Origin of the sequence: Actinoplanes oryzae, assembly GCF_030757795.1 — a bacterium.
Taxonomy (GTDB): domain Bacteria; phylum Actinomycetota; class Actinomycetes; order Mycobacteriales; family Micromonosporaceae; genus Actinoplanes.
Genome location: NZ_JAUQWH010000074.1, coordinates 21,236 through 42,450, shown reverse-complemented (window position 1 = coordinate 42,450; position 21,215 = coordinate 21,236). Strand labels below are relative to the sequence as shown.

The window sequence follows — 21,215 nt, the reverse complement described above, 5'->3', positions numbered from 1 at the left end:
CCGAGAGGGGTGACCGCCCGTTGTGGCGAGTAGGGGCTACCGCCCCGGCGGGTTGATGATGATGGGCCCGCCGTTGCCACCCGGCCGGGGCTTGTCCTCGTCCTTGTCGTCCTTGTCCTTGTCGTCGGGCTTCTCTTCCTTGCCCTTGCTGACCTCGATGCTGACGTAGCCGCCCTTGATCGTCTTGTGGCCCGGGTCGGTGCCGGCGGCCGTACCCTTCGGGCAGTCCGACTCCACCTCCTGGCCGACCGTGGCGGTGAAGCCGGCGCCCTCGATGCGGGAGCGGGCGCTGTCCAGCGAGGAGCACGTCACGTCCGGGATCGAGCGCTGGTCGCCCTCGGAGATCTTCTTGTCGCCCGGCTTCTTGAACTGGACCTTGGGCTTGCCCTCGAGGTAGTCGCGCATCGTGTCCCACACCGCCGGGTTGACGATGTCGTGGGACATGCGGTCGGGGTGGGCCTGCCAGTCCGGGTTGACCAGGTAGCCGGCGACGGTGAGCGAGCTGCTGCCGATGATCAGCGAGGCCGTCTTGTCGTGGTCGGTGGTGCCGGTCTTGCCGTAGATCGGGTGGTCGATGATGCCGTGCGCCGCCGGGGCCGTCCGGCCCTTGCAGGAGCCGAGCTGGGCGCTGTCGCCGACCGGGCAGCGGGCCGCGTCGAGCGCCGCGCGGGCGACGTCGGCGGAGGTGGCCCGGGTGCAGTGCGGCTTGCCGACGTCGAGCTTCTCGCCCTTCGGCGTGGTGATCTGCTCGACCGGGGTCGGGGAGCAGTACATGCCGTCGCCGGCCAGGGTGGCGTACGCGTTGGCCATGTCGAGCGGCGTGGACGCGGAGACGCCCAGCGTGAACGCGCCCCACTGGTGGGCGGAGTCCTCGTCGTTGGCGAAGTCGTAGTCCGACTTGGCGCGGAACTGCACGCCGAAGCGCTTGGCGACGTCGACGACCTTCTCGGCGCCGACCCGCTCCTGCAGCGGCACGAAGTACGTGTTCACCGAGGCGCCGAAGCCGGTCCACATGTTGAAGACGCCGGCCTCCTTGGCGGAGGCGTTCGTCGGGCAGTAGTACTTGCCGTTACACGTCGACGGGCCCGGCGCGATGATGTACTTAGAGATGTACTTGGCCGGGGCGTTGATCGAGTAGGCCAGCGGATAGCCGTTCTCCAGGGCGGCCACCATCGTGAACATCTTGAACACCGAGCCGGCCTGGTAGCCGTTGATGTCCCCGCCGCCGGTCATGAGCGGGTTGGTGGTGTTCGGATAGGTGGCCTTGACCTTCTGCTTCTTCTTGGCCGGGTCCGAGGAGAGCGGGTTCTTCGAGTCGTCCAGCTTGAACGTGCGGTTCGCGGCGAGCGCGCGGACCTTGCCGGTGCCGGGCTGCACGGCGGCGATCAGGAGAGCGTTGCGGTTCTTCTCCTTGATGTGGTCGGCGATGTTCTCGCGGGCCGCGCTCTGGGCCTTGATGTCGAGCGACGTCTGGATGCGGTAGCCGCCGCCCTTGAGGCGCCGCTCCCGGTCGTACGTGGTCGCGCCGAAGGCGTCCTGGGCCAGCCACCACCGGTAGAAGTAGTCGCAGAAGAAGCCCCAGTTGTTGGTCTTCACCGAGACGCAGCCGTTGCCGACGTGCTGGACGGTCCGGCTGATCTTCGTCGCCTTGGCCTTGGTCGCCTCGTCGGCGGTGATGAAGCCCATCTCGAGCATGTCGTTGACGACGTAGTTGCGGCGGTCGAGCGCCTGCGGGTAGCCGCTGGCCGTGGTCGGGTTGAACGCGGTCGGCGCCTTCACCATGCTGGCGAGCAGGGCCGACTCGGCGACCGTGAGGTCCTTGGGCTTCTTCTTGAAGTAGACCTGCGCGGCCGCGGAGACGCCGTAGGCGCCGTTGCCGAAGGGAGCCTGGTTCAGGTAGTGCTCCAGGATCTCCTGCTTCGACATCTCCTTCTCGACCTGCATCGCGTACTTCATCTCGGTGACCTTGCGCTTCGGCGTGTCCTTGGTGGCGTCGACGACCTCCTGGGGGTTCGTCGCCGAATAGGCCAGGGACATGCGCACGTACTGCATGGTCAGCGTCGAGGCGCCCTGCTGGGACTTGCCGCTGTTGTTGCTCACGAATGCGCGGGCGACGCCCTTGAGGTCGACGCCGTTGTGATTGAAGAACTCGTGGTCCTCCGCCGCGACGATCGCGTCCTGCATGTTCTGCGAGATGTCCTTCAGCGCGACCTCGCTGCGGAACTCGTCGTAGAAGACGGCGATCTGCGTTTTGTTGTCGCTCGCGTAGATGCGGCTGATCTGGGGGGTCGTCGCCACTTTCAGCTCGCTCGGCAGGCTCGCGAATGTCTCGCCGCCGGCCTTGGCCGCCAGGCCGGACATGGCCACTGCCGGGAATGCGGCCGCCGCGACGACCACGCCTGCCAGCAGGCCACAGATCAGCAGCGAGGTCGCATTGGCGAAGATGTTGTGATCGCGTCTGCGCATCCAGGAGGTCACGTGAGCAGGGTACGCGAAAGCGGCCCGTGTCCACGCGTCGAGAAGGTCACGGTTCGCCCAGAATGATTCTGTCCCTCCGGTCGGTTGCGCGTGGCGGATTCTGAGAAATTCCCCGGAGATTTCTCCGTCCGGTCAGCCCGGGATGCCCGGAACTCCCGAGGTATACGTATTTGAGGGACAACGTTGCGTAATCGCCCGACTACGGAGCATGATGGTCCGGCGAGACATCGCAGTGACGCCCGCGCGGCCTCGGGGTCCCAGACACTCCGTTCCGGTTCTCGGTAACGGACTGGCACAGGCCGGCCGGCGTCAGGGGGTGAAAGGCAAGGGGGGACGGAACCAGATGGGAATGATCAGCGACTGGCCCAGCATGGCGGCGTGTCAGAGTGGCGACCCTGACGCGCTTTTCGTGCAGGGCGCCGAGCAGAACGTGGCCAAGAGGATCTGCCGCAGCTGCCCGGTCCGCTACGAATGCCTCGCGGACGCACTCGACAATCGTATCGAGTTCGGCGTCTGGGGCGGCATGACCGAACGGGAACGGCGGGCGCTGCTGCGCCGGCACCCGCACGTGGCGAGCTGGCGGAAGATGTTCGAGGCCGCACTGCGCGAGAAGGGCGCTGACAAGGTGCTCGTGTCAACCCGCTGATCACGGGGCCAGAGCGGCACCGATCGTTCGCAGCCCGTCGACGTCGTGCACGTCGGCGGGCTGTGCTGTGACCGCCACCGTCGGCACGGCGGGGAAGGCGTCGGTGAAGCGGGCGGCCACCTTGACCTCGCGCTCGATCTGGCGCAGCAGGTGGGCGTGCACCCGCAGGGCGTCCGCGGTCATCGCCTGGTCGCCCTCGGCCTCCAGGGCCGCGGCGGCGGTCTCGGCCTCGGTCAGCGGAACCGTCTCGAGCGCGGCCCGGTGGATGCGGTTGAGCACCAGCCCGGCCAGCGGCATCCGCTCGGCGACGAGCCGCTCCGCGAAGTACGCGGCCTCGCGGACCGCGTCCGGCTCCGGCGCGGCGACCAGCAGGAAGGCCGTCTGCGGGTCCTGCAGGATCTGGTACGTGGCGTCCGCGCGCTGCCGGAAGCCGCCGAACATCGAGTCCAGGGCGGCCACGAAGCCGGACAGGTCGGTCAGCAGCTGGGCACCCAGGATCTTCTGCACGGCGCGGGAGAACACCCCGAAGGACGCCGTGACCAGGCTGAACATGCTGCGGCCGCCACGCGCGGGAGCCATCAGCATGCGGAGCATCTTGCCGTCGAGGAAGCGGGACAGCCGGGCCGGCGCGTCCAGGAAGTCGAGCGCCGAGCGGGACGGCGGGGTGTCGACGACGATCAGGTCCCACTCGTCCGCCGCGCGCAGCTGGCCCAGCTTCTCCATCGCCATGTACTCCTGCGTGCCCGAGAAGGTCGAGCTCATGGCCTGGTAGAAGGGGTTGGCGAAGATCTCCGCGGCGCGCTGCGGCGAGGTGTGCTGCTGCACGACCTCGTCGAAGGTGCGCTTCATGTCGAGCATCATCGCGAAGAGCTCGCCGCCGGTCGCCTCGGTGTCGATGCCCTTGACCTGCCGGGGCGTGTTGTCGAGCTCGGTCAGGCCCAGCGACTGCGCCAGCCGGCGCGCCGGGTCGATGGTCAGCACCACCGTGCGGCGGCCGTGCTGCTCGGCCGCGCGCAGACCCAGGGCGGCCGCGGTGGTGGTCTTGCCGACCCCGCCGGCGCCGCAGCACACGACGATGCGGGTCGCCGGATCCGCCAGCAGGGCGTCGACGTCCAGAAGCGGGGCGGTGTGATCGGAAGCCACGATTCGAGCGTAACGACTTCCGGCGCGAGCGCTGCGCTGTGTGGCGGGTCAGACACTCATCAGGATGCCCGAGAGCCGGTCCAGCCCGGCCCGGTCGACGCCCGCCTCCAGCAGCGGGAGCTCGACCAGCGGATATCCGGTCTCGGCCAGGTCGCCGCGCAGCGACTCCTCCAGCTCGCGCCGGGTCAGATGCGCCCTGGCCTCGGTCTGCAGGCCCGCCACGGTCGCCGCGTCGCTGGGCAGCCCGGCCGCGACCAGCCCGCGCTTGAGCTCCGCCTTGGTCACCTTGGCCCCGGCGAGCAGCGGCGGCCGGGCGGCGTTGACGATGATCCGGCCCACCGGGATGCGCAGGGTGGTGAGCTCCGCCACGGCGTCCAGCGTCTCCTGGACCGGCATCTCCTCGAGCAGGGTCACCACGTGCACGGAGGTGATCGGGGAGCGGAGCAGGGAGGCGACGCCGTCGCTCTGGGTCTTGATCGGCCCCATCTTGGCGAGCTTCGCCGTCTCCGTCGTGACGTTGAGGAACCGCCCGATCCGGCCGGTGGGCGGGGCGTCGAGCACCACGGCGTCGTACGCCCGGCGGCCCTCGGCGGACCGCGTGGTCGCCTCCTTGACCTTGCCGGTGAGCAGGACGTCCCGCAGGCCCGGCGCGATGGTGGTCGCGAAGTCGATCGCGCCGATCTTGCGCAGCGCCCGGCCGGCGGCGCCGAGCTTGTAGAACATGTCCAGGTATTCGAGGAGGGCCTCCTCGGGGTCGACCGCCAGCGCCCGGACCTCGCCGTCGGCCCGGGGCGGGGTGCCGATCCGCAGCTCGCGATAGGGCAGCGGCTCCAGCCCGAAGAGCTGGGCGATGCCCTGGCGCCCCTCGACCTCGACGAGCAGCGTGCGGTGCCCGCCCGCGGCCAGGCCGAGCGCGAGCGCCGCCGCGACGGTCGTCTTGCCCGTGCCGCCCTTGCCGGTCACCACGTGCAGGCGCGCCGGCCACTCACTTCGACCCATGCTCCGACATTACGCCCGGCTGGTGACGTCGCAGACCAGCCAGCCTGTCTTGCGGATCACGGTGAAGGTGAGCTGCTGCCGGGCGGCCCGCTCGTCGTCGGTGGTCATCGTGAGCTGCACGTCGACGAGGGCCTTGTCGCCGGTGTTGGAGGTCACGGACGGCTCGTTCCAGGCGAACGACGGCGCCGGGTACTCGGTGGCGTACCCCTCGATCTCGGCGACCCGGGCGGTGAGCTGCGTCGCGTTGCGTGCCTCCCGGCACACGTGCTCGGCGGCCGAGGTGGCGTCCTGCCGCGTGTAGACCTCGGTCATGAAGCGGTCGACGGCGGTCGCCGGGTCCGGAGAGCCCTTGCCGCTGTCGGCGTCGCGCAGCAGGAGTACGGCCGACACCGCCCCGCCCGCCAGGATCAGCAGCGTGAGCACCACCGCCAGCGCCATCCACCGCCCGGAACGCCGCCGCCGGGGCGACACGGGCTCGGGGTGCGGCTCGGCGTGCTGCGGGTCGAAGGGCACCTCCCACGGCTGCGGCAGCATGCGCAGCGGGATCGCCTCGGTGGGCAGGTCGTGCTGGACGCCGGGCTGCACCTCGGCCGGCGGCGAGTGGTGGAAGGCGAGGTGGTCGGGCGGGTGCGTGTGCCACTCGCCGGGCTTCTCGTGCTTGGCGTGGAAGGGCTCGGCCGGCGGCGGCTGGTGCCAGACGACCTCCCCCTCGACGGTGTCGTCCGAGACGGCGGGGAACTGATCCGTGCTCCGGTCGTCGGGGCTGAGGGAGGGGTAGTACTCGAGCGGCGCGTACGCGTGCGCGGGCGGCACCGGCTCGGGCGTCTCCCCGGGGTAGGCGCCGAGCGGCGGCCACTGCGGCGGGGCGACGGCGGTGTCGAGGGGCGGGTCCTGCGCCGCGGCGACCGACGAAGGCCGTGCGCCATCGTCCGGTGACGGCTGGTGCGTCATCGTGCTCCCTGGTCCGGCCCGGGGGCCGCCCCTCCCCGACGACAAGCCTAGAGGAAACCGGATGCCGCGGAGGGTTGTCCGCGCTGCGTGACTAGGCTGACGTCGACGATGGGCAGGACAACCCGGAGGCGGGCGAGCAATGCAGAAGTGGGAGTACGTGACCGTGCCGCTGCTGGTCCACGCGACCAAGCAGATCCTCGACAACTGGGGTGAGGACGGCTGGGAGCTGGTGCAGGTCGTGCCGGGGCCGAACCCGGACCAGCTGGTGGCCTACATGAAGCGGCCCAAGGCATGACGGCCCCGGCGCCGGTGAGCGGCGCGGGCGGCGCCGACGCGTACGCCCGGCTGGCCGAGCTCGGCATCACGCTGCCGCCGGTCGTGCCGCCGCTGGCCGCGTACGTGCCGGCCGTGCAGTCCGGCAACCACGTCTACGTCTCGGGTCAGCTGCCGCTGGTCGACGGCAAGCTGCCGTACACGGGCAAGGTCGGCGCCGAGGTCACGCCCGAGCAGGGCGCGGAGCTGGCCCGGCAGTGCGCGGTCAACGCGCTCGCGGCGATCGAGGCGCTGGTCGGTCTCGGCCGGCTCGTGAAGATTGTGAAGGTCACCGGGTTCGTCGCGTCGGCGGAGGGCTTCACCGGCCAGCCCGCGGTGATCAACGGCGCCTCGCAGCTCTTCGGCGACGTGCTCGGTGAGATCGGCCGGCACGCCCGCAGCGCGGTCGGCGTGGCCGAGCTGCCCCTGGGCGCCCCCGTCGAGGTGGAGGTCATCGCCGAGGTGGCGTGACCCGCTGCTACCCAGCGACGTGTGGAGTACGTCGCCGAACGTGACCGGAGGATGCCCGGGTCGCACATTCCGTGCTCGGCTCTCCGCCGTTCGGCGACGTACCATGCGGTTGGGGGTGGGGCTGTGTCGTCGCAGGTCGAGCGGTTTCCGGAGTGGCTGTCGTTGCTGCGTGCGCCCAATCCTGGCCCGATGACGCTGGAGGGCACCAACACGTGGGTGCTGCGCGCCCCGGGCGCCGCCGAGACCGTCGTGATCGATCCCGGGCCGGACGACGCCGGGCACCTCGCCTCGATCGCCGAGCACCGTCCGCTGGCGGCGATCCTGATCACCCACGGCCACCACGACCACGTGGAGGGCGCCGAGACGCTGTCCCGGATGCTCGGCGGGGTGCCGGTGCTGACCGCGGACCCGAAGCTGGGCGACCCGCTCCCCGGCACGCTGGCCCTGGCGGGCCTTGATCTTCAGGTGCTCACCACGCCCGGTCACACCGCCGACAGCGTCTGCTTCACGGCCACCGACGGGCACACCGCGGGCATCTTCACCGGCGACACGATCCTCGGGCGGGGCACGACCGTGGTCGCCTGGCCCGACGGCGATCTGGGTGCCTATCTGACGAGCCTGGAGACGCTGACGGCGTACCCGATGCTCATGCTGCCGGGCCACGGCCCGGCGCGGGCCGACTGTGCCGAGCTGGCCCTGGAATATCTCGCCCACCGCCGGGAGCGGCTCGATCAGGTCCGGGCCGCGGTGGCCGCCGGCTCGGCGACCCCCGAGGCCGTCGTCGACGTCGTCTACCCGGACATCGACCCCGGCGTGCGCTTCGCGGCGGAGTGGAGCGCCCGCGCGCAGCTCGACTACCTGAGGCGGGAATCACAGCCCGGCCCGGTGGAGTTGGACCCGCTGTGACCTGTCCAGTCTGCGGGACCGTCGCTGTTCCCCATGCCCGTTTCTGCCACAACTGTGGTGCCGCGCTGCCCGCCGCGGCCACGTTGCCGGCGGCCGAGCGGCGCATCGTGACAGTGCTCTTCGGCGACCTCTCGGACTTCACGTCCTGGTCGGAGGACCTCGACCCGGAGCGGGTCGGCGCGGTCACCGACCGGGTGCTCGCGGCGCTCGCGGGCGCGGTCAAGACCTTCGGCGGGCACGTCGACAAGCTCACCGGCGACGGCATCATGGCCGTCTTCGGCGCGCCCGTGGCCCACGAGGACGACGCCGAGCGGGCCGTGCGGGCCGCCCTGAGCATGCAGCGGGCCGTGCGCCGGGTCCTCGACGACGAGCGCGGCGGCGGGGCACCGACCGGCCTGCGCGTCGGCCTCAACACCGGCGAGGTGGTCGCCGGCATCCAGGCCTCCATCGAATACACCGTGATCGGCGACACCGTGAACACCGCCGCCCGGCTGGCCGACGCCGCCGCGGTCGGCGCGGTCTACGCGGGCACGCGCACCTCCGCCGGCACGAGACACATCGCGGCGTGGCGGCAGCTGCGCGCGTTACGGCTCAAGGGCAAGCGGGAGCCCGTTCCGGCGTACGAGCTGCTGGGTCTCCGCGACGCCCCCGGCACCCGCTCGGGCCTCGGCGACGAGGCCCCTTTCGTGGGCCGCGAGGCCGAGCTGGGCCGCGTCGCCGGCCGGCTCGCCGAGGTGATCGACACCGGCACCCCGCGCGTCATGGTGATGACCGCGGAGGCCGGCATCGGCAAGACCCGGTTCGCCGGCGAGGTCAAGCGCCTGGCCGCCGGCTACGACGTGGGGCCGGACCGGTTCGCCTCGCACACCGGCGCCCGGGTGCTGCGGGCCCGCTGCCGCGCGTTCGGCGAGCGGCGCCGCTTCGCGCCCCTGGCCGACCTGGTCCGCAAGGCCGTCGGCCTGCCCAAGGACGTCGCCACGGCGATGACCCGCACGGTGGTCGAGGAGCGGCTGCGCAAGGTCGTCGCCCGGCTGGCCCGCGACGGCGAGGCCCCGGACGTGGACATCGACCGGCTGCTCGCGCTCCTGGGCTACGGCGAGGCGCCCGCGAACCCGGTCGGGCCCAACGCCGTGGCCGAGTGGCAGCCGACGAGCTCGCTGCCCGAGACGGAGACGATCCCGGCGGCGGTGGCCGGCCTGCTCACGGCGCTCGCCAAGGAAGCGCCGCTGGTGGTCATCGTCGACGACCTGCACGACGCCAGCGCGGAGACGATCGACGCGCTCGGCGGGGTGCTGTCCCGGCTCGACGGCCCGGTGGTGCTGCTGCTGCTCGGCCGCCCCGAGCTGGTGCGCACGGCCGGCGCGCTGACCGGGCTTGCCGACGCCGAGATCCACAGCCTGCCGCCCCTGCGCGGGGCCGACGCGTCGCGACTGCTGACGTCGTACCTCAATGGGGGCAAGCTCCCGCAGCCGGACGCGGACCGCCTGCTCGCCACCGCGCAGGGCAATCCCTTCTATCTGGCCGAGCTGGTCACGCTGCTGCTCGAGCGCGGGGCGCTGATGCCCGCGGTCGGTGCCAACGCGGCCGGCAGGTGGCAGCTCGCGGCCGGCTCGATGGGCAGCCAGCTGCTCTCCCGCGACCTCGCCGCGGTCCTCGCCGCCCGCATCGACGCGCTGCCGAGCGAGCCGCGCGCGGTGCTGCGGGACGCGGCCGTGGGCGGTGACAGCGTGCCCACCGGCGTGATCGAGGCCCTGCGCGAGCGGCGCGAGCCGACCGACGCGCGCCCCGAGGCCGATCTCGAGCACGCGGTCGACGAGCTGCTCCAGCGGCGCATGCTGCACCGCGTCCGCGGCGGGTACGCCTTCAGCACTCCCCTCATGCGCGAGGCGGCGTACGCGGGCATCGGCCGCGCGGACCTCGCCGAGCGCCACGCCTTCCTGGCCCGCTGGGCGGCCCCGGAGACGATCGACGCGCTCGGCTACGACGCGGCATCGCGGCTGAGTCTCGGCGAGAACGAGCGGGACGCCTTCGTCGCCTCCCACGCCGAGTGCGCGGTCGAGCTGGCCGACGCGGTGAGCCTGCGCCCCGACGCCACGGTCCGGGAGGTCGCGCCCCTGGGCGTCGCGGCGCTCGGCCGGATGGCCCGGCGGGCGCTGGCCAACATCGAGCCGGCGGCCTCCATCGCGTACGCCGAGCGGGCCGCCGCCCTCGCCCGTGACGGTCTGCCGCTCTCCGACCAGCTCGTGCACGCCCGCGCGCTGCTGCGCCTGGGACGGGCCAAGGAGGCGCTGGAGGCCGGCGAGAAGATCGCCCACAGCGGTACGCCCGACCCGGTCTCCCGCGCGGAGGCCCTGCTCGTGATCGGGCGTGCTCAGGAGGCGCTGGGCGATCAGGCGCAGGCGGTCGAGGCCTGGCAGGAGGCCCTCGACGTGGCGACCGAGGCCGAGCTGGCCCCGGAGCGCGCCAACGCGATGCGCCGCCTCGGCATGGCCGACTTCCTGGCCGGCAAGCTGAGCCGGGCGAGCAGCCGGTTCGCCGCCGCCTACCAGGTGACGCTGGCCGCGGGCGACCGGCACGGCCAGGCCTGGGCGCTGCAGAACCTCGCCTGGGTGACCACGACCCGCGGGGACTTCGCCGGGACGGACGCCGTGCTCGGTCGCGCCGCCCGCCTCTTCGCCGAGCTGGGCGACCCCGTGGGGCGCTCCTGGCTGCGCGGCACCACGGCCTTCGCCCGGTTGCTGGCGGGCCGGCTCAACGAGTCGCGCCGGCTGGCCCGGATCTTCCTGCCCTTCGGCGACCGGGTCGGCGAGGGCTGGGCGGTGGGGACGCTGCGGGCGGTCGAGGCGTACGCGTCCGCGGAGCTGGGCGACCTGGGCGAGGCGGACGGCGAGGCGCGCCGGGCGTTCCGGGACTTCGACGCCGTCGCCGACGACTGGGGGCGCGGGCTCGCGCTGGTGGTCCGTGGCGTGATCGCGCGCGGGCTGGACGAGCCCGACCACGCGTACGACCTGCTCACCGACGCCCTCGGCTATGCCGACCGCACCGGGCACCCGCTGCTGCTGGGCATGGCCGGGGTGCTGCGCGGGTTCGTGGCGCTGCGCCGCGGCGACGTGGAGGCGGCCGAGGCGGATGCCCGGCGGGTGATGAGCGCCGTCGAGCCGCACAACCCGCTCGCCCCGGCGCAGGTCGGGCCGCGGGTGCTGCTGGCCGAGGCGCGGTTGCGGGCCGGCGACCCCGGGACGGCGGTCGGCCTGCTCGCGCCGATCGCCAGCGACACGGGGGCGTCGTTGCTGTTCTCGCGGCGGCACGCGCTGGCTTCGTACGCGTCGGCCCTGCTCGCCGACGGCCGGGTCGACACCGCCGGCACCTGGGTGCGCCGGGCGCGCGAGGTCAAGGCCGAGGACGTCCGCAGCGGGGTGCTCGCCGCGCTGGTGCTCGCCCGGGTCGAGGCGGCCGCCGGAAACCTGGCCGAGGCGCGCGCCGCCGCGGCGGAGGCGGTGCTGCTCGCCCACTCGACCGAGCAGCTCAGCGAGCGGCTGGCGGCCGAGGAGGTGCGGGACGCGCTGAGTCTCTCCATCGTGGATCCGCCGGAATCTGTCGCCTACGCGTCTGACGTGCCGGGATGATCCGGTACACCGGTCGCGTATTTTCATAGCCGTGACGGATACCCCGCCTGGCCGCCTGCCCGTGCCCTACGTGCCTGGCATGTCCGGCTTGTCGGTCATGGCCCGCGGCGGGTACGCCACCGTGTACCGGGCCACCCAGGACTCCGTGGGCCGCGAGGTCGCGATCAAGGTCGAGAACAGGACCCTGGACAACCCGCGCGACCAGGCCCGGTTCCTGCGCGAGGCCAAGGCCGCCGGGCGGATGTCGTCGCACCCGCACGTGGTGGACCTGTTCGACGTCGGCGTCACGGTGGACCAGCACCCGTACCTGATCATGGAGCTGTGCGACGGGTCGTACCTGGACCGGATGCGGGTGTCGCCGCTGGGCGCCGCCGAGGCCCGCGACCTGGGCGAGAAGATCGCGGACGCGCTGGTGCACTCGCACGCCAACGGGGTGCTGCACCGCGACGTGAAGCCGGCCAACATCCTGTACTCGCACTTCAACCCCGCGGTGCTGGCCGACTTCGGGCTGGCCGTGCTGGGCGAGATGCGTGACTCGTCGGTGACGCTGGAGGTGCTCACCCCCGCGTACGCGCCGCCCGAGATGTTCTCCCACGCCAACCCCTCGGGCGCCGTGGACGTCTACGCGCTGTGCGCCACCCTCTACGCGGTGATGGCCGGGCGCCCGCCGCGCTGGGAGAGCGACCGCAGTCCGAGTCTGATCACCCTGATGGACCTGTTCAACCGGCCGATCCCGGATCTCGACGGGGTGCCGCCCGCGCTGACCGAGGTGCTGCGTTACGGCATGGCCAACGACCCGCGCGCCCGGCCGACCGCCGAGCAGCTGCGCGAAATGCTGGGGCAGCTGCGGTTCGAGACCGCTTCCGTCTACCGCTCGTCGGGCTATGCGCCCCGGCCCGAGCGGCAGCCGCGCCCGGTGCCGCCGGTCACCCCGACCCGGGACTCCTCGGCGCCCGACGAGACGCCGACCGTCAACACCGAGAACCCGGCGAAGCGCGGCAAGCGCAAGTGGTTCCTCGGCGGCTTCGGCGCGGTGCTGCTGACGGTGGGCGGGCTCTGGATGACGCCGGGCGGCACCACGCCGACCGTGCCGGTGGCCATGTCACAGCTGCCCGGCTGCCCGGCTTCGAGTGAGCATTGTCCCGCCGAGGTCGAGTGCTTCACGCCCCGCGAGGGCAGTGCCGTGGCCCACCGGGTCGCCTGCTCCGCGGAGCACAGCTGGGAGGTCTTCGCGGTGGGCGCGTTGCGGGACGGGCTCGACCCGCGGGACCGGGCCGCGGTCACCACCGATCCCGCGGTGCTCGAGGTGTGCAGCCGGAAGACCTTCCACCGCACGACCACCCGCACCGACAGCGCGCAGTGGTCGCTGTCGGTGCTGCCTCCGGTCGGCGAGGAGCGGACCTTCCGGTGCCTGGCCGGTCAGGGCGCGGGCAGCCTGCGGGGTGCGGTGCTGGCCCGGGGGTGACTACTCCGGGTCGAGCACGGCCAGTAGCTCGCCGGTGTCCACTTCGGCCCCCGGGTGCACGGGCAACGAGGCCACCACGCCCGCCGAGGGCGCGTGCACGGGATGCTCCAGCTTCATCGCTTCAAGGGTGAGCAGCAGCTCGCCGGCGCGCACGCGCTGACCGGGGACGACCAGAACGCGCCGCACAGCACCCGGCAGCGGCGCGATCAATGATCCCTCGGTCGCCTCGGGCGCGGGCAACGGGAAGCGCGACAACTCCCGCAGCGCCACCGAGCCCTCGGGACTGTCCACGTACGACACCTCGCCGACCCGGTGCACCCGCAGCGTCAGCCGGATGCCGTTGACGTCGAGGTCGACCCGCGAGCCGTCGGCGTGCACCACGACCGTCGGCGGGTGGTCGTCGAGCGTCGGGGCCTGGCCGAGCCCGGCGAGATCGAGCTCCTCCGGGTCCACCGAGCGCACCCACCAGCCGGCCAGCTCGCCGTGGCGGTTCATCCGGTAGCCGACCTCGACCGGGCCGGCCGGGCCGTCGTACACGGCCGTCTGCGAGCCCGACGGGACGTTGCGCCAGCCGGACGGAAGCGACCGCAGCACGGGCGCGGCGGACCGGCGGGCGGCGGCACCGGCGAGGGCGGCGGCGAGGCAGGAGATGCGTACGGCGTCCACCGAGGACAGCAGCGGCGCGAACACCTCCGGATGCCGGTCGAGGAAGCCCGTGTCGACGTCGCCCGCCCGGAACGCGCCGTGCCGGAGCACCCGGACGAGCAGGTCACGGTTGGTCACCACGCCGTGCATCTCCGAGCGGGTCAGCGCGGAGGCGAGCATGCGGGCCGCCTCCTGCCGGGTCGGGGCCCACGCGACGAGCTTGGCGAGCATGGTGTCGTACTCGACGCCGACCACCGAGCCGTCGACCACCCCGGCGTCCAGGCGCAGGCCCGGCTGCGGCAGGGGACGGAACGACCCGCCCACGTCCGGTACGCGGAAGCGGTGCAGCGTGCCGGCCGCGGGCAGCCACGCGTACGCCGGGTCCTCCGCGCAGATCCGCACCTCGATGGCGTGCCCGCGGATCGGCGGCGGGCCGGGCATGGGCAGGTGCCCGCCCTCGGAGACGAGCAGCTGCAGCCGGACCAGGTCGTAGCCGGAGACGCACTCGGTGATCGCGTGCTCCACCTGCAGGCTCGGCGTGAGCTCGACGAACCAGAAGTCGCCCTCGTCGTCCAGCAGGAACTCGACCGCGCCGACGCCGACGTAGCCCACCGCGCGCACGGCGATGATCGCCGCCCGGCACAGCTGCTCGCGCAGCGTCGGGTCGACCGCGGGCGACGGCGTCTCCTCGATGATCTTCTGGTAGCGCCGCTGGACCGAGCACTCGCGCTCGCCGAAGGGCACCACCGCGCCGTGCGTGTCGGCGATGATCGGCACCTCGATGTGCCGCACGTTCTCCAGGTAGGGCTCGCAGAAGACCTCGTCGCCGGTCTCCTGCCGGGTCGAGGCCACCGCCTCCGCCAGCGTCGCCGGGTCGCGCACCACGCGCAGCCCGGTGCCGCCGGCGCCGCCCGCGGGCTTGAGCAGCACCGGGAAGCCCGCGACGTCCTCCGGGTCGCCGAAGGTCGGCAGCACGGGCACGCCCGCCTCCGCCACGATCGTCTTGGTCTCGACCTTGCTGTGCAGCGTGCCGAGCGTCTTGGCGGGCGGGCCCACCCAGATCATGCCGGCGTCGGTGACCTCGGTGGCGAACTCCGGATCCTCGGCCAGGGCCCCGTTGCCGGGATGGATGGCGTTGGCGCCGGCGCGCTGGGCCGCGGCGATGATGAGGTCGCCGCGCAGGTACGTCGACGACGGCGCGGTGCCGCCGGCCAGCCGTACCGCGTAGTCCGCCTCGGTGACATGGGGGGCGTCGGCGTCGGCATCGGAGTAGACGGCGACCGTCTCGATGCCGACGAGGCGGCAGGTGGCGAAGACCCGGCGGGCGATCTCACCCCGGTCGGCCACCAGTAGACGTCGGATCACTGCTACCTCTCCTACGGTCTGAAGACGCCGACGTGTTCGGCGCCTTCCACGGACGCGCTGTGCACGGCGGAAAGGCAGAGGCCGAGCACTGTTCGGGTGTCGCGGGGGTCGATGACGCCGTCGTCCGGCAGCTTGCCGAGCGGGCCCTCGACCCCGCGCTCGACCGGCCAGCTGAACAGGAAGCGTGGTTCGTAGGCCCGGCCGTAGACGCCGCCGGCCTCGTCGGGCGGGGCCGCGCCGATCATCAGCGTGAGATGCGGCACGGTGGACTTGGCCACGGCGTGCACCAGCGGCGCCCCGTGCCGGACGTCGGCGGCCTCGTTGGGCTCCGCGGCCGGCGTCCCCGTGTACTGCACGAACAGCAGCGTGGTCGAGGTGGCGTTGGCGAGCTGGATGAAGTGGACGGCCTTCTGCGTCTCGGCCGGCGAGAACGGGTTGCCCAGGTTGGCGACCACGCCGATCGGGTAGCCGTGCAGCTCGCCCCAGCCGGTGACCAGGCCGGTGCCGGTCGCGGGCTTGAACTCGTCGAAGTCGCTGTCGTCGAGGACCCGGGCCAGCACCTCGCGCGGGTCGAACACCGACTGCGGGTCGGGCCCGGCCATGGTGAGCAGGTCCTCGGCGTCGTAGCGGGGCGGCGGCGGAGGTGTCGTGCGCGGCTGCGGACCGCGTTTGCGCCAGTTGAACCGCCGCACGCACTGGCGGGCCAGGCGCAGGCCGTCACGCTCGTCCTCGGCCAGCTGGTCGGCGGGGCCGGTCACGCCGGCGGGGACGGTGGGGGCGCTGCGGACCTCGGGGACCGGGCGGCCGTTGGCGCCGGCCGCGCGTACCGGCTGGGGGTGGATCGTCAGCATCTTGGCGTGCCCGCGCACCATGATCGTGTAGTCCGACAGCGCCGGCAGGTAGGCCGCGTCGCCGGTCGTCGCGCCGAAGACCACGCAGACGGTCGGCACCCGGTCCGCCGTGAGCTGGCTGAGATCCCGGGCGATCGCACCACCCGGCGGCGGCCCGGTCGGCGCCGCGGCCCCGGTCGACTCGACCAGGTTGACCAGCGGCAGCCGGTTGACCGCGGCGATGCGCGCCGCCCGGCGGATCTTCTCCACCGTGTACGGGTTCACCGCGCCGCTGTCCACCGTCGGATCGTTGGCGATGACCACGCACTCGACGCCCTCGACCACACCGATGCCCGTGACCACGCTGGCACCGACCGGGAACTGCGAGCCCCAGGCCGCGACCGGCGAGAGCTCCAGGAACGGGCTGTCCTGGTCCAGCAGCATCTCGACGCGCTCCCGGGGCAGCAGCTTGCCGCGCGCGTGGTGCCGCGTGACCCACTTCTCGCCGCCGCCCGCCCGCGCCGCCTCCAGCGCGGTCTCCAGCTCGGCCAGGCGCTCCAGCATCGCGCTCCGGTTCGCCAGGTATGCGGGCGTACGCGGGTCGATCGCGGTGTCCAGCACGGTCACGTCCTCACCCCGCTGCACTGCACGCCCGCCACCTCGTTCAAGACCGCGCCCTCTCGACCGTCGTATCGACCATTCCGCTAACGACTCGGTGTCCGGGTGCGACACGGACCTTCCTACCCTCGATCAGGGAGAGTTATGTCGCTTTTGTCGGGTTACTGAGGTCTTAAGCGAGGATCAAGAGCTTTTTGTCGTAGCTGGGTGGGGGGTGCGGACCGTCGCTCACGCCGAGGTGCCCGGCGCGACTTCGCTGGCCGCTGGCGCGTCCAGGGCGCGAAGCCCCACCGGGCCACGTGCGTGAGTGGTTGCTGTCACCCCGCAAAACCACGTGCGGGCCGGGTGGTCGCGTGCGTGTCAGCGCTTCCGCACTCGTCCTTGCGTGGGCACGACTCGAAGGCCGCCTCCCTCGGGGAGACGGCCTTCGGGGGCCGGTCATGCCGGTGGCCGGGGCCGGCCGGGTGGATCAGACGCGGGCGCGCCGGGCCAGCCGCTCCGGGTCCAGGATGATGACGCTCTTGCCGTCGAGCCGCAGCCAGGCGCGGGACGCGAAGTCCGCGAGGGCCTTGTTGACGGTCTCGCGGGAGGCGCCGACGAGCTGCGCCAGCTCCTCCTGAGTGAGGTCGTGCGTGACCCGCAGCACACCACCGTCGCGGGTGCCGAAGCGGCCCGCCATCTGGAGCAGGTTCTTCGCGACGCGGCCGGGGACGTCCGTGAAGATCAGGTCCGCCAGGGCGTCGTTGGTGCGCCGCAGCCGCCGCGCGAGCACCCGGAGCAGCTGCTCCGCGATCTCGGGGCGGTTGTTGAGCCACGGGCGCAGCGACGACTTCTTCAGCCGCGCGAGCCGCGTGTCGGTCACCGCGGTCGCGGTGGCCGTCCGGGGGCCCGGGTCGAACAGGGCGAGCTCGCCCAGCATGTCCGACGGGCCCATGATCGAGACCAGGTTCTGCCGGCCGTCGGCTGCGCGCCGGCCGAGCTTGATCTTGCCGGAGAGAACGATGTAAAGGCTGTCGCCCGCCTCGCCCTCATTGAAGACGATGTCGCCCTTCCGGAACTCGATCGTCTCCATCTCCTTGGCGAGCGCCTCGGCAGCCTCCGGGTCAACGCCCTGGAAGATCCCGCTGCGAGCCAGTACCTCATCCATCGCTGTACCTCCGACTACGCGCCTTCGCCGCGCACGATCAGTCTAGGCGCACGCTGGCCGTAAACGGGCGGGCACCCCTCGAACTGGATCTCTGAGCGTAACCACCGCCCCCGGACGCGCCGGAAAACCGTCGCTCTCGGTGAGCGAAGGCTGGCCGTTCGACGGTCGTGGCCGCTTGTCGCCCGACGGTATCGTCCCGGTCGATGAATGCCCACCCCCCGAACCAGCGCCGGGGCCTCTTCGGCAGGCCCGTCCTCACCGCGACGATCGTCGTCGCGGCCCTCCTGGGCGCCGGGGTCGGTGGCATGGCCCTCGCCGACCGCAGCCCGGAGACTCCGCAGGCCCAGTGGCGGGACGCACCCCCGAAGAGTACGGCCAGCGGGGTCCCCGTCGCCGGCACTTCGGAGGATTCACCCGCGGCGCAGGACAGCATCACGTTCTCGGCGACCGGCGACATCATCATGGGCAGCGTGCCGGGCCGGCTGCCGGCGAACGACGGGCAGGGCTTCTTCGACTCGGTGGCGCCGGGGCTCGAGTCCGATCTCGTCATGGGCAACCTCGAGCAGCCGCTCACCGAGGACACGGGCACCAGCAAGTGCGGCTCCCCGCCCCGGGCCGACTGCTTCGCCTTCCGCTCCCCGCCGAAGTACGCGAAGCTCCTGAAGGAAGCCGGCTTCCAGCTGCTCAACACGGCGAACAACCACTCCAGCGACTTCGGGCCGCGGGGCTACACGAGCACGATCGAGGCCCTGGAGAGCGCGGGGCTCGAGCACACCGGCGCCAAGGGCGAGGTCACCGTCGTCGAGGTCAAGGGCGTGAAGGTCGCGGTGATCGGGTTCTCGCCCTACGCGACGGCGAACAACGTCAACGACCTCCCCGCCGCCAAGGCGATCGTCGAGGAGGCCACCGGGCAGGCCGACGTGGTCGTGGTGCAGGTGCACATGGGCGCCGAGGGCTCGGACAAGGATCACGTGCAACCGGGCAGCGAGCTGTTCGCCGGCGAGAACAGGGGCGACCCGATGAAGTTCTCCCGGGCGGTCATCGACGCGGGCGCCGACGTGGTCGTCGGGCACGGGCCGCACGTGCTGCGGGGCATGGAGTTCTACAAGGGGAAGCTGATCGCGTACAGCCTCGGGAACTTCGCGGCCGGCGGCAAGACGCTCAAGCGGACCGGGGTGCTCGGCTACGGCGGCATCCTGCACGTGACCATCACCAAGGACGGCACCTTCACCGGCGGCAAGTTCCTCTCCACGGCCATCAACCCGGCCGGGAAGCCGCTGCGGGACAGCTCCGGGGAGAAGGGTCTGGCGCGGGTGCGTGAGCTCTCGGAGGCCGACTTCGGCGACTCGGCGGCGGTCATCGGCACGGACGGGGCGATCGCGGCCCCGAAGTGACTGTCGTACGGGCGACGTACTCTTGCTCCCGTGAGTCGTCCTCTCGTCGCCGCGTCCGCCGGTGCGGCCGTGCTCGTCCGGTCAGCCAAGCGGTTCGCCAACGAGACGCCGATCGGGCGCAAGCGCCGGGCGCGCAAGATGGCCAAGGCGCTGGCGGAGACCCATCCCGACGCGCACTGCGAGCTGGATTTCCAGACGCCGCTGCAGCTGGCCGTCGCGACGATCCTGTCCGCCCAGTGCACCGACAAGAAGGTCAACGAGGTCACGCCGACCGTCTTCGCGCGCTACCTGACCGCGGCCGACTACGCCGCGGCCGACCGGGGCGAGCTGGAGGAGATCCTGCGCCCGACGGGCTTCTTCCGGGCGAAGACGGATTCGCTGATCAAGCTGGGTCAGGCCCTGGTCGAGCGGCACGAGGGCGTCCTGCCGCGCACGCTGGACGAGCTGGTCGCGCTCCCGGGCATCGGCCGCAAGACGGCCAACGTGATCCTCGGCAACGCGTTCGACGTCCCGGGCATCACCGTCGACACCCACTTCCGCCGCCTGGTCAACCGCTTCGGCTGGGTCCAGGAGGAGGATCCGGTCAAGATCGAGTTCCTGGTGGCGGACCTGATCGAGAAGCGCGACTGGACGATGCTGTCGCACCGGATCATCTTCCACGGCCGCCGGGTGTGCCACGCCCGCAAGCCCGCCTGCGGGGCCTGCACGCTGGCGAGCATGTGCCCGTCCTACGGCACCGGGCCGACCGAGGCGGCGCCCGCGGCGAAGCTGCTCAAGGGCCCGCGCGCCCGGGAGCTCGCCGTGCAGGCGGGCGTCGACCCCGAGCTCGTGCCGGCCGGCGCGGTCGTCGCCCCGGAGGCGCCGTGAGGGCAGCAGGCTGGGTCGCGGCGCCGCTGGTGCTGGTGCTCGGGGGCTGCAGCGCCGATCCGGCGGCCCCGGAGCCGTCGGCGCCCTTCGCCGACTGCGCCGGCCTGACCTCGCCGTTGCCCGCACAGGCGGCGTCGGCCGCCCCTTCGACCACGTCCGCCGATTCCCCCGTCGTCACTCAAAGTGACGGGTCGCGGTTGCCGGACGTGTCGTTGCCCTGTTTCACCGGCGGCGAGTCGGTTCGCGTGGCCGACCTGCCCGGGCCCGCCGTCATCAACCTCTGGGGCTCCTGGTGCGGTCCGTGCCGCGAGGAGTTGCCGCTGATGCAGGAGCTGTCCGACGTCACGGCCGGGCGGCTGCGGGTGCTGGGCGTGGACACCCGCGACAAGAAGGACGCCGGCGCCTCCTTCGCCGCGGAGCACCAGGTGTCGATGCCGACGCTCTACGACAAGGACACCGCGCTGCTCACGGCCCTGGGCAGGAGCACCCTTCCGGTCACCGTCTTCGTGAACCCGGCCGGCGAGACCTACGTCTACACCGGGAAGGCGCTCGACAAACCGACACTGGGCAGCCTGGTGCGGGCCCACACCGGCGTGACGGTGGCCTGATGGGCGCCGCGGCGGGCCTGCCGGCCTGGTGGGAGCCCCTGCTGAGCCGGGCGGCCGCCGCGCGTACCAGTGATTTCACCACCGTGCCGCCGCCCGCGAGCGGGGGCCGGCCGAGCGCGGTGCTCGTGCTCTTCGGCGAGGAGCGACCCGGCGAGCCCGACCTGTTGCTGTTGCAACGGGCCGGCACCATGCGCACCCACGCCGGGCAGCCGGCCTTCCCCGGCGGCGCGGCCGACCCGGGCGACAAGGACCCGGCGGCCACCGCGCTGCGGGAGGCCCAGGAGGAGGTCGGCCTCGACCCGGCCTCGGCGACCGTGCTGATGACGCTGCCCGAGCTCTACATCCCGGTGAGCCGGTTCGTGGTGACGCCGGTGCTGGCCTGGTGGCACGCGCCGCATCCGGTGCGGCCGGGGCACCCCGACGAGGTCGAGCGGGTGGCGCGGCTTTCCGTCGCCGATCTGGTGGACCCGGCGAACCGCGTCCGGGTCCGCCACCGTAGTGGATGGGTGGGCCCGGCGTTCCAGGTGAGCGACATGCTCGTCTGGGGCTTCACGGCCGGGGTCATCGCGACGCTGCTCGACCTGGCAGGCTGGAGCCGGCCATGGGAGCCGGGCCGCCTGGTGACCCTGCCCGACTCCCAGATGCCGGCCGCCCTCCGGGCGGTGCCCGCGGAGACCGACGCTGCCGAGGCAACCGCCTCGGCGCCGGCGGCGACCGGCGAGGTGGTCCCGTGACTGTCACTTC

At 72.6% G+C, this 21,215-nt stretch carries 17 protein-coding genes; 10 read left to right on the top strand and 7 right to left on the bottom strand.

Annotation, left to right across the window (positions count from 1 at the left end):
- Nucleotides 1-36: 36 nt before the first annotated feature.
- Entirely contained in the window at nt 37-2,466 is a 2,430-nt protein-coding gene (locus tag RBH18_RS23385; protein ID WP_306211220.1) for a transglycosylase domain-containing protein, read from the bottom strand.
- Nucleotides 2,467-2,821: 355 nt separating this feature from the next.
- Between RBH18_RS23385 and RBH18_RS23380 the strand changes: the two genes are divergently transcribed.
- The gene (locus tag RBH18_RS23380; RefSeq protein ID WP_041832981.1) at nt 2,822-3,124 is read left to right on the top strand and encodes a WhiB family transcriptional regulator; all 303 of its coding nucleotides are present in this window, start codon (nt 2,822-2,824) and stop codon (nt 3,122-3,124) included.
- On the opposite strand, the gene RBH18_RS23375 is transcribed toward RBH18_RS23380, so the two are convergent.
- Genes RBH18_RS23375 through RBH18_RS23365 form a run of 3 tightly spaced genes read right to left on the bottom strand, consistent with a single transcriptional unit; the run spans nt 3,125 to nt 6,217 of the window.
- The gene (locus RBH18_RS23375; protein ID WP_372338971.1) at nt 3,125-4,270 is read right to left on the bottom strand and encodes an ArsA family ATPase; all 1,146 of its coding nucleotides are present in this window, start codon (nt 4,268-4,270) and stop codon (nt 3,125-3,127) included.
- A 45-nt stretch (nt 4,271-4,315) separates the two neighbouring features.
- A complete protein-coding gene (locus RBH18_RS23370; RefSeq protein ID WP_306211193.1) occupies nt 4,316-5,266 on the bottom strand; it encodes an ArsA-related P-loop ATPase in 951 nt (316 codons plus the stop codon).
- 9 nt (nt 5,267-5,275) lie between these two features.
- Nucleotides 5,276-6,217, bottom strand: a complete 942-nt coding sequence (locus RBH18_RS23365) for an Rv0361 family membrane protein (protein ID WP_306211191.1) — start codon at nt 6,215-6,217, stop codon at nt 5,276-5,278.
- A 139-nt stretch (nt 6,218-6,356) separates the two neighbouring features.
- Between RBH18_RS23365 and RBH18_RS23360 the strand changes: the two genes are divergently transcribed.
- The 5 genes from RBH18_RS23360 to RBH18_RS23340 all read left to right on the top strand — a co-directional run bounded on the left by RBH18_RS23360 (nt 6,357) and on the right by RBH18_RS23340 (nt 12,997).
- Entirely contained in the window at nt 6,357-6,512 is a 156-nt protein-coding gene (locus RBH18_RS23360) for a DUF4177 domain-containing protein (protein ID WP_305787442.1), read from the top strand.
- A complete protein-coding gene (locus RBH18_RS23355) occupies nt 6,509-7,000 on the top strand; it encodes a RidA family protein (protein WP_306211188.1) in 492 nt (163 codons plus the stop codon). The genes RBH18_RS23360 and RBH18_RS23355 overlap by 4 nt, the downstream gene beginning before the upstream one ends.
- A 189-nt stretch (nt 7,001-7,189) precedes the next feature.
- Nucleotides 7,190-7,906 (top strand): MBL fold metallo-hydrolase, encoded by a 717-nt coding sequence (locus RBH18_RS23350; protein WP_306211186.1) that lies wholly within the window; start codon nt 7,190-7,192, stop codon nt 7,904-7,906.
- Nucleotides 7,903-11,532, top strand: coding sequence for an adenylate/guanylate cyclase domain-containing protein (locus RBH18_RS23345; RefSeq protein ID WP_306211184.1), 3,630 nt, complete (start codon nt 7,903-7,905; stop codon nt 11,530-11,532). Before RBH18_RS23350 ends, RBH18_RS23345 begins: the two co-directional genes overlap by 4 nt.
- Before the next feature lie 31 nt (nt 11,533-11,563).
- Nucleotides 11,564-12,997, top strand: a complete 1,434-nt coding sequence (locus RBH18_RS23340) for a serine/threonine-protein kinase (RefSeq protein ID WP_306211182.1) — start codon at nt 11,564-11,566, stop codon at nt 12,995-12,997.
- Here the strand turns inward: RBH18_RS23340 and RBH18_RS23335 are convergent, their stop codons facing one another.
- The 3 genes from RBH18_RS23335 to RBH18_RS23325 form a co-directional block, all read right to left on the bottom strand.
- A complete protein-coding gene (locus tag RBH18_RS23335) occupies nt 12,998-15,007 on the bottom strand; it encodes an ATP-binding protein (RefSeq protein WP_306211180.1) in 2,010 nt (669 codons plus the stop codon). It lies immediately after the preceding gene.
- A gap of 11 nt (nt 15,008-15,018) precedes the next feature.
- Complete coding sequence (locus RBH18_RS23330) at nt 15,019-16,464, bottom strand: carboxyl transferase domain-containing protein (protein WP_306211178.1); 1,446 nt, start codon at nt 16,462-16,464, stop codon at nt 15,019-15,021.
- Between the two features lie 460 nt (nt 16,465-16,924).
- A complete protein-coding gene (locus RBH18_RS23325) occupies nt 16,925-17,602 on the bottom strand; it encodes a Crp/Fnr family transcriptional regulator (RefSeq protein ID WP_067509198.1) in 678 nt (225 codons plus the stop codon).
- Between the two features lie 203 nt (nt 17,603-17,805).
- Between RBH18_RS23325 and RBH18_RS23320 the strand changes: the two genes are divergently transcribed.
- The 4 genes from RBH18_RS23320 (at nt 17,806) to RBH18_RS23305 (ending at nt 21,205) form a co-directional block, all read left to right on the top strand.
- Nucleotides 17,806-18,996: a CapA family protein gene (locus tag RBH18_RS23320; RefSeq protein WP_306211174.1), complete on the top strand. Its 1,191-nt coding sequence runs from the start codon at nt 17,806-17,808 to the stop codon at nt 18,994-18,996.
- Nucleotides 18,997-19,065: 69 nt separating this feature from the next.
- Entirely contained in the window at nt 19,066-19,863 is a 798-nt protein-coding gene (gene nth, locus RBH18_RS23315; RefSeq protein WP_306211218.1) for an endonuclease III, read from the top strand.
- Complete coding sequence (locus tag RBH18_RS23310; protein WP_306211172.1) at nt 19,860-20,471, top strand: TlpA family protein disulfide reductase; 612 nt, start codon at nt 19,860-19,862, stop codon at nt 20,469-20,471. Before nth ends, RBH18_RS23310 begins: the two co-directional genes overlap by 4 nt.
- On the top strand, nt 20,471-21,205 hold the full coding sequence (locus RBH18_RS23305) for an NUDIX hydrolase (RefSeq protein WP_306211170.1): 735 nt from the start codon (nt 20,471-20,473) through the stop codon (nt 21,203-21,205). Before RBH18_RS23310 ends, RBH18_RS23305 begins: the two co-directional genes overlap by 1 nt.
- Nucleotides 21,206-21,215 lie beyond the last annotated feature (10 nt).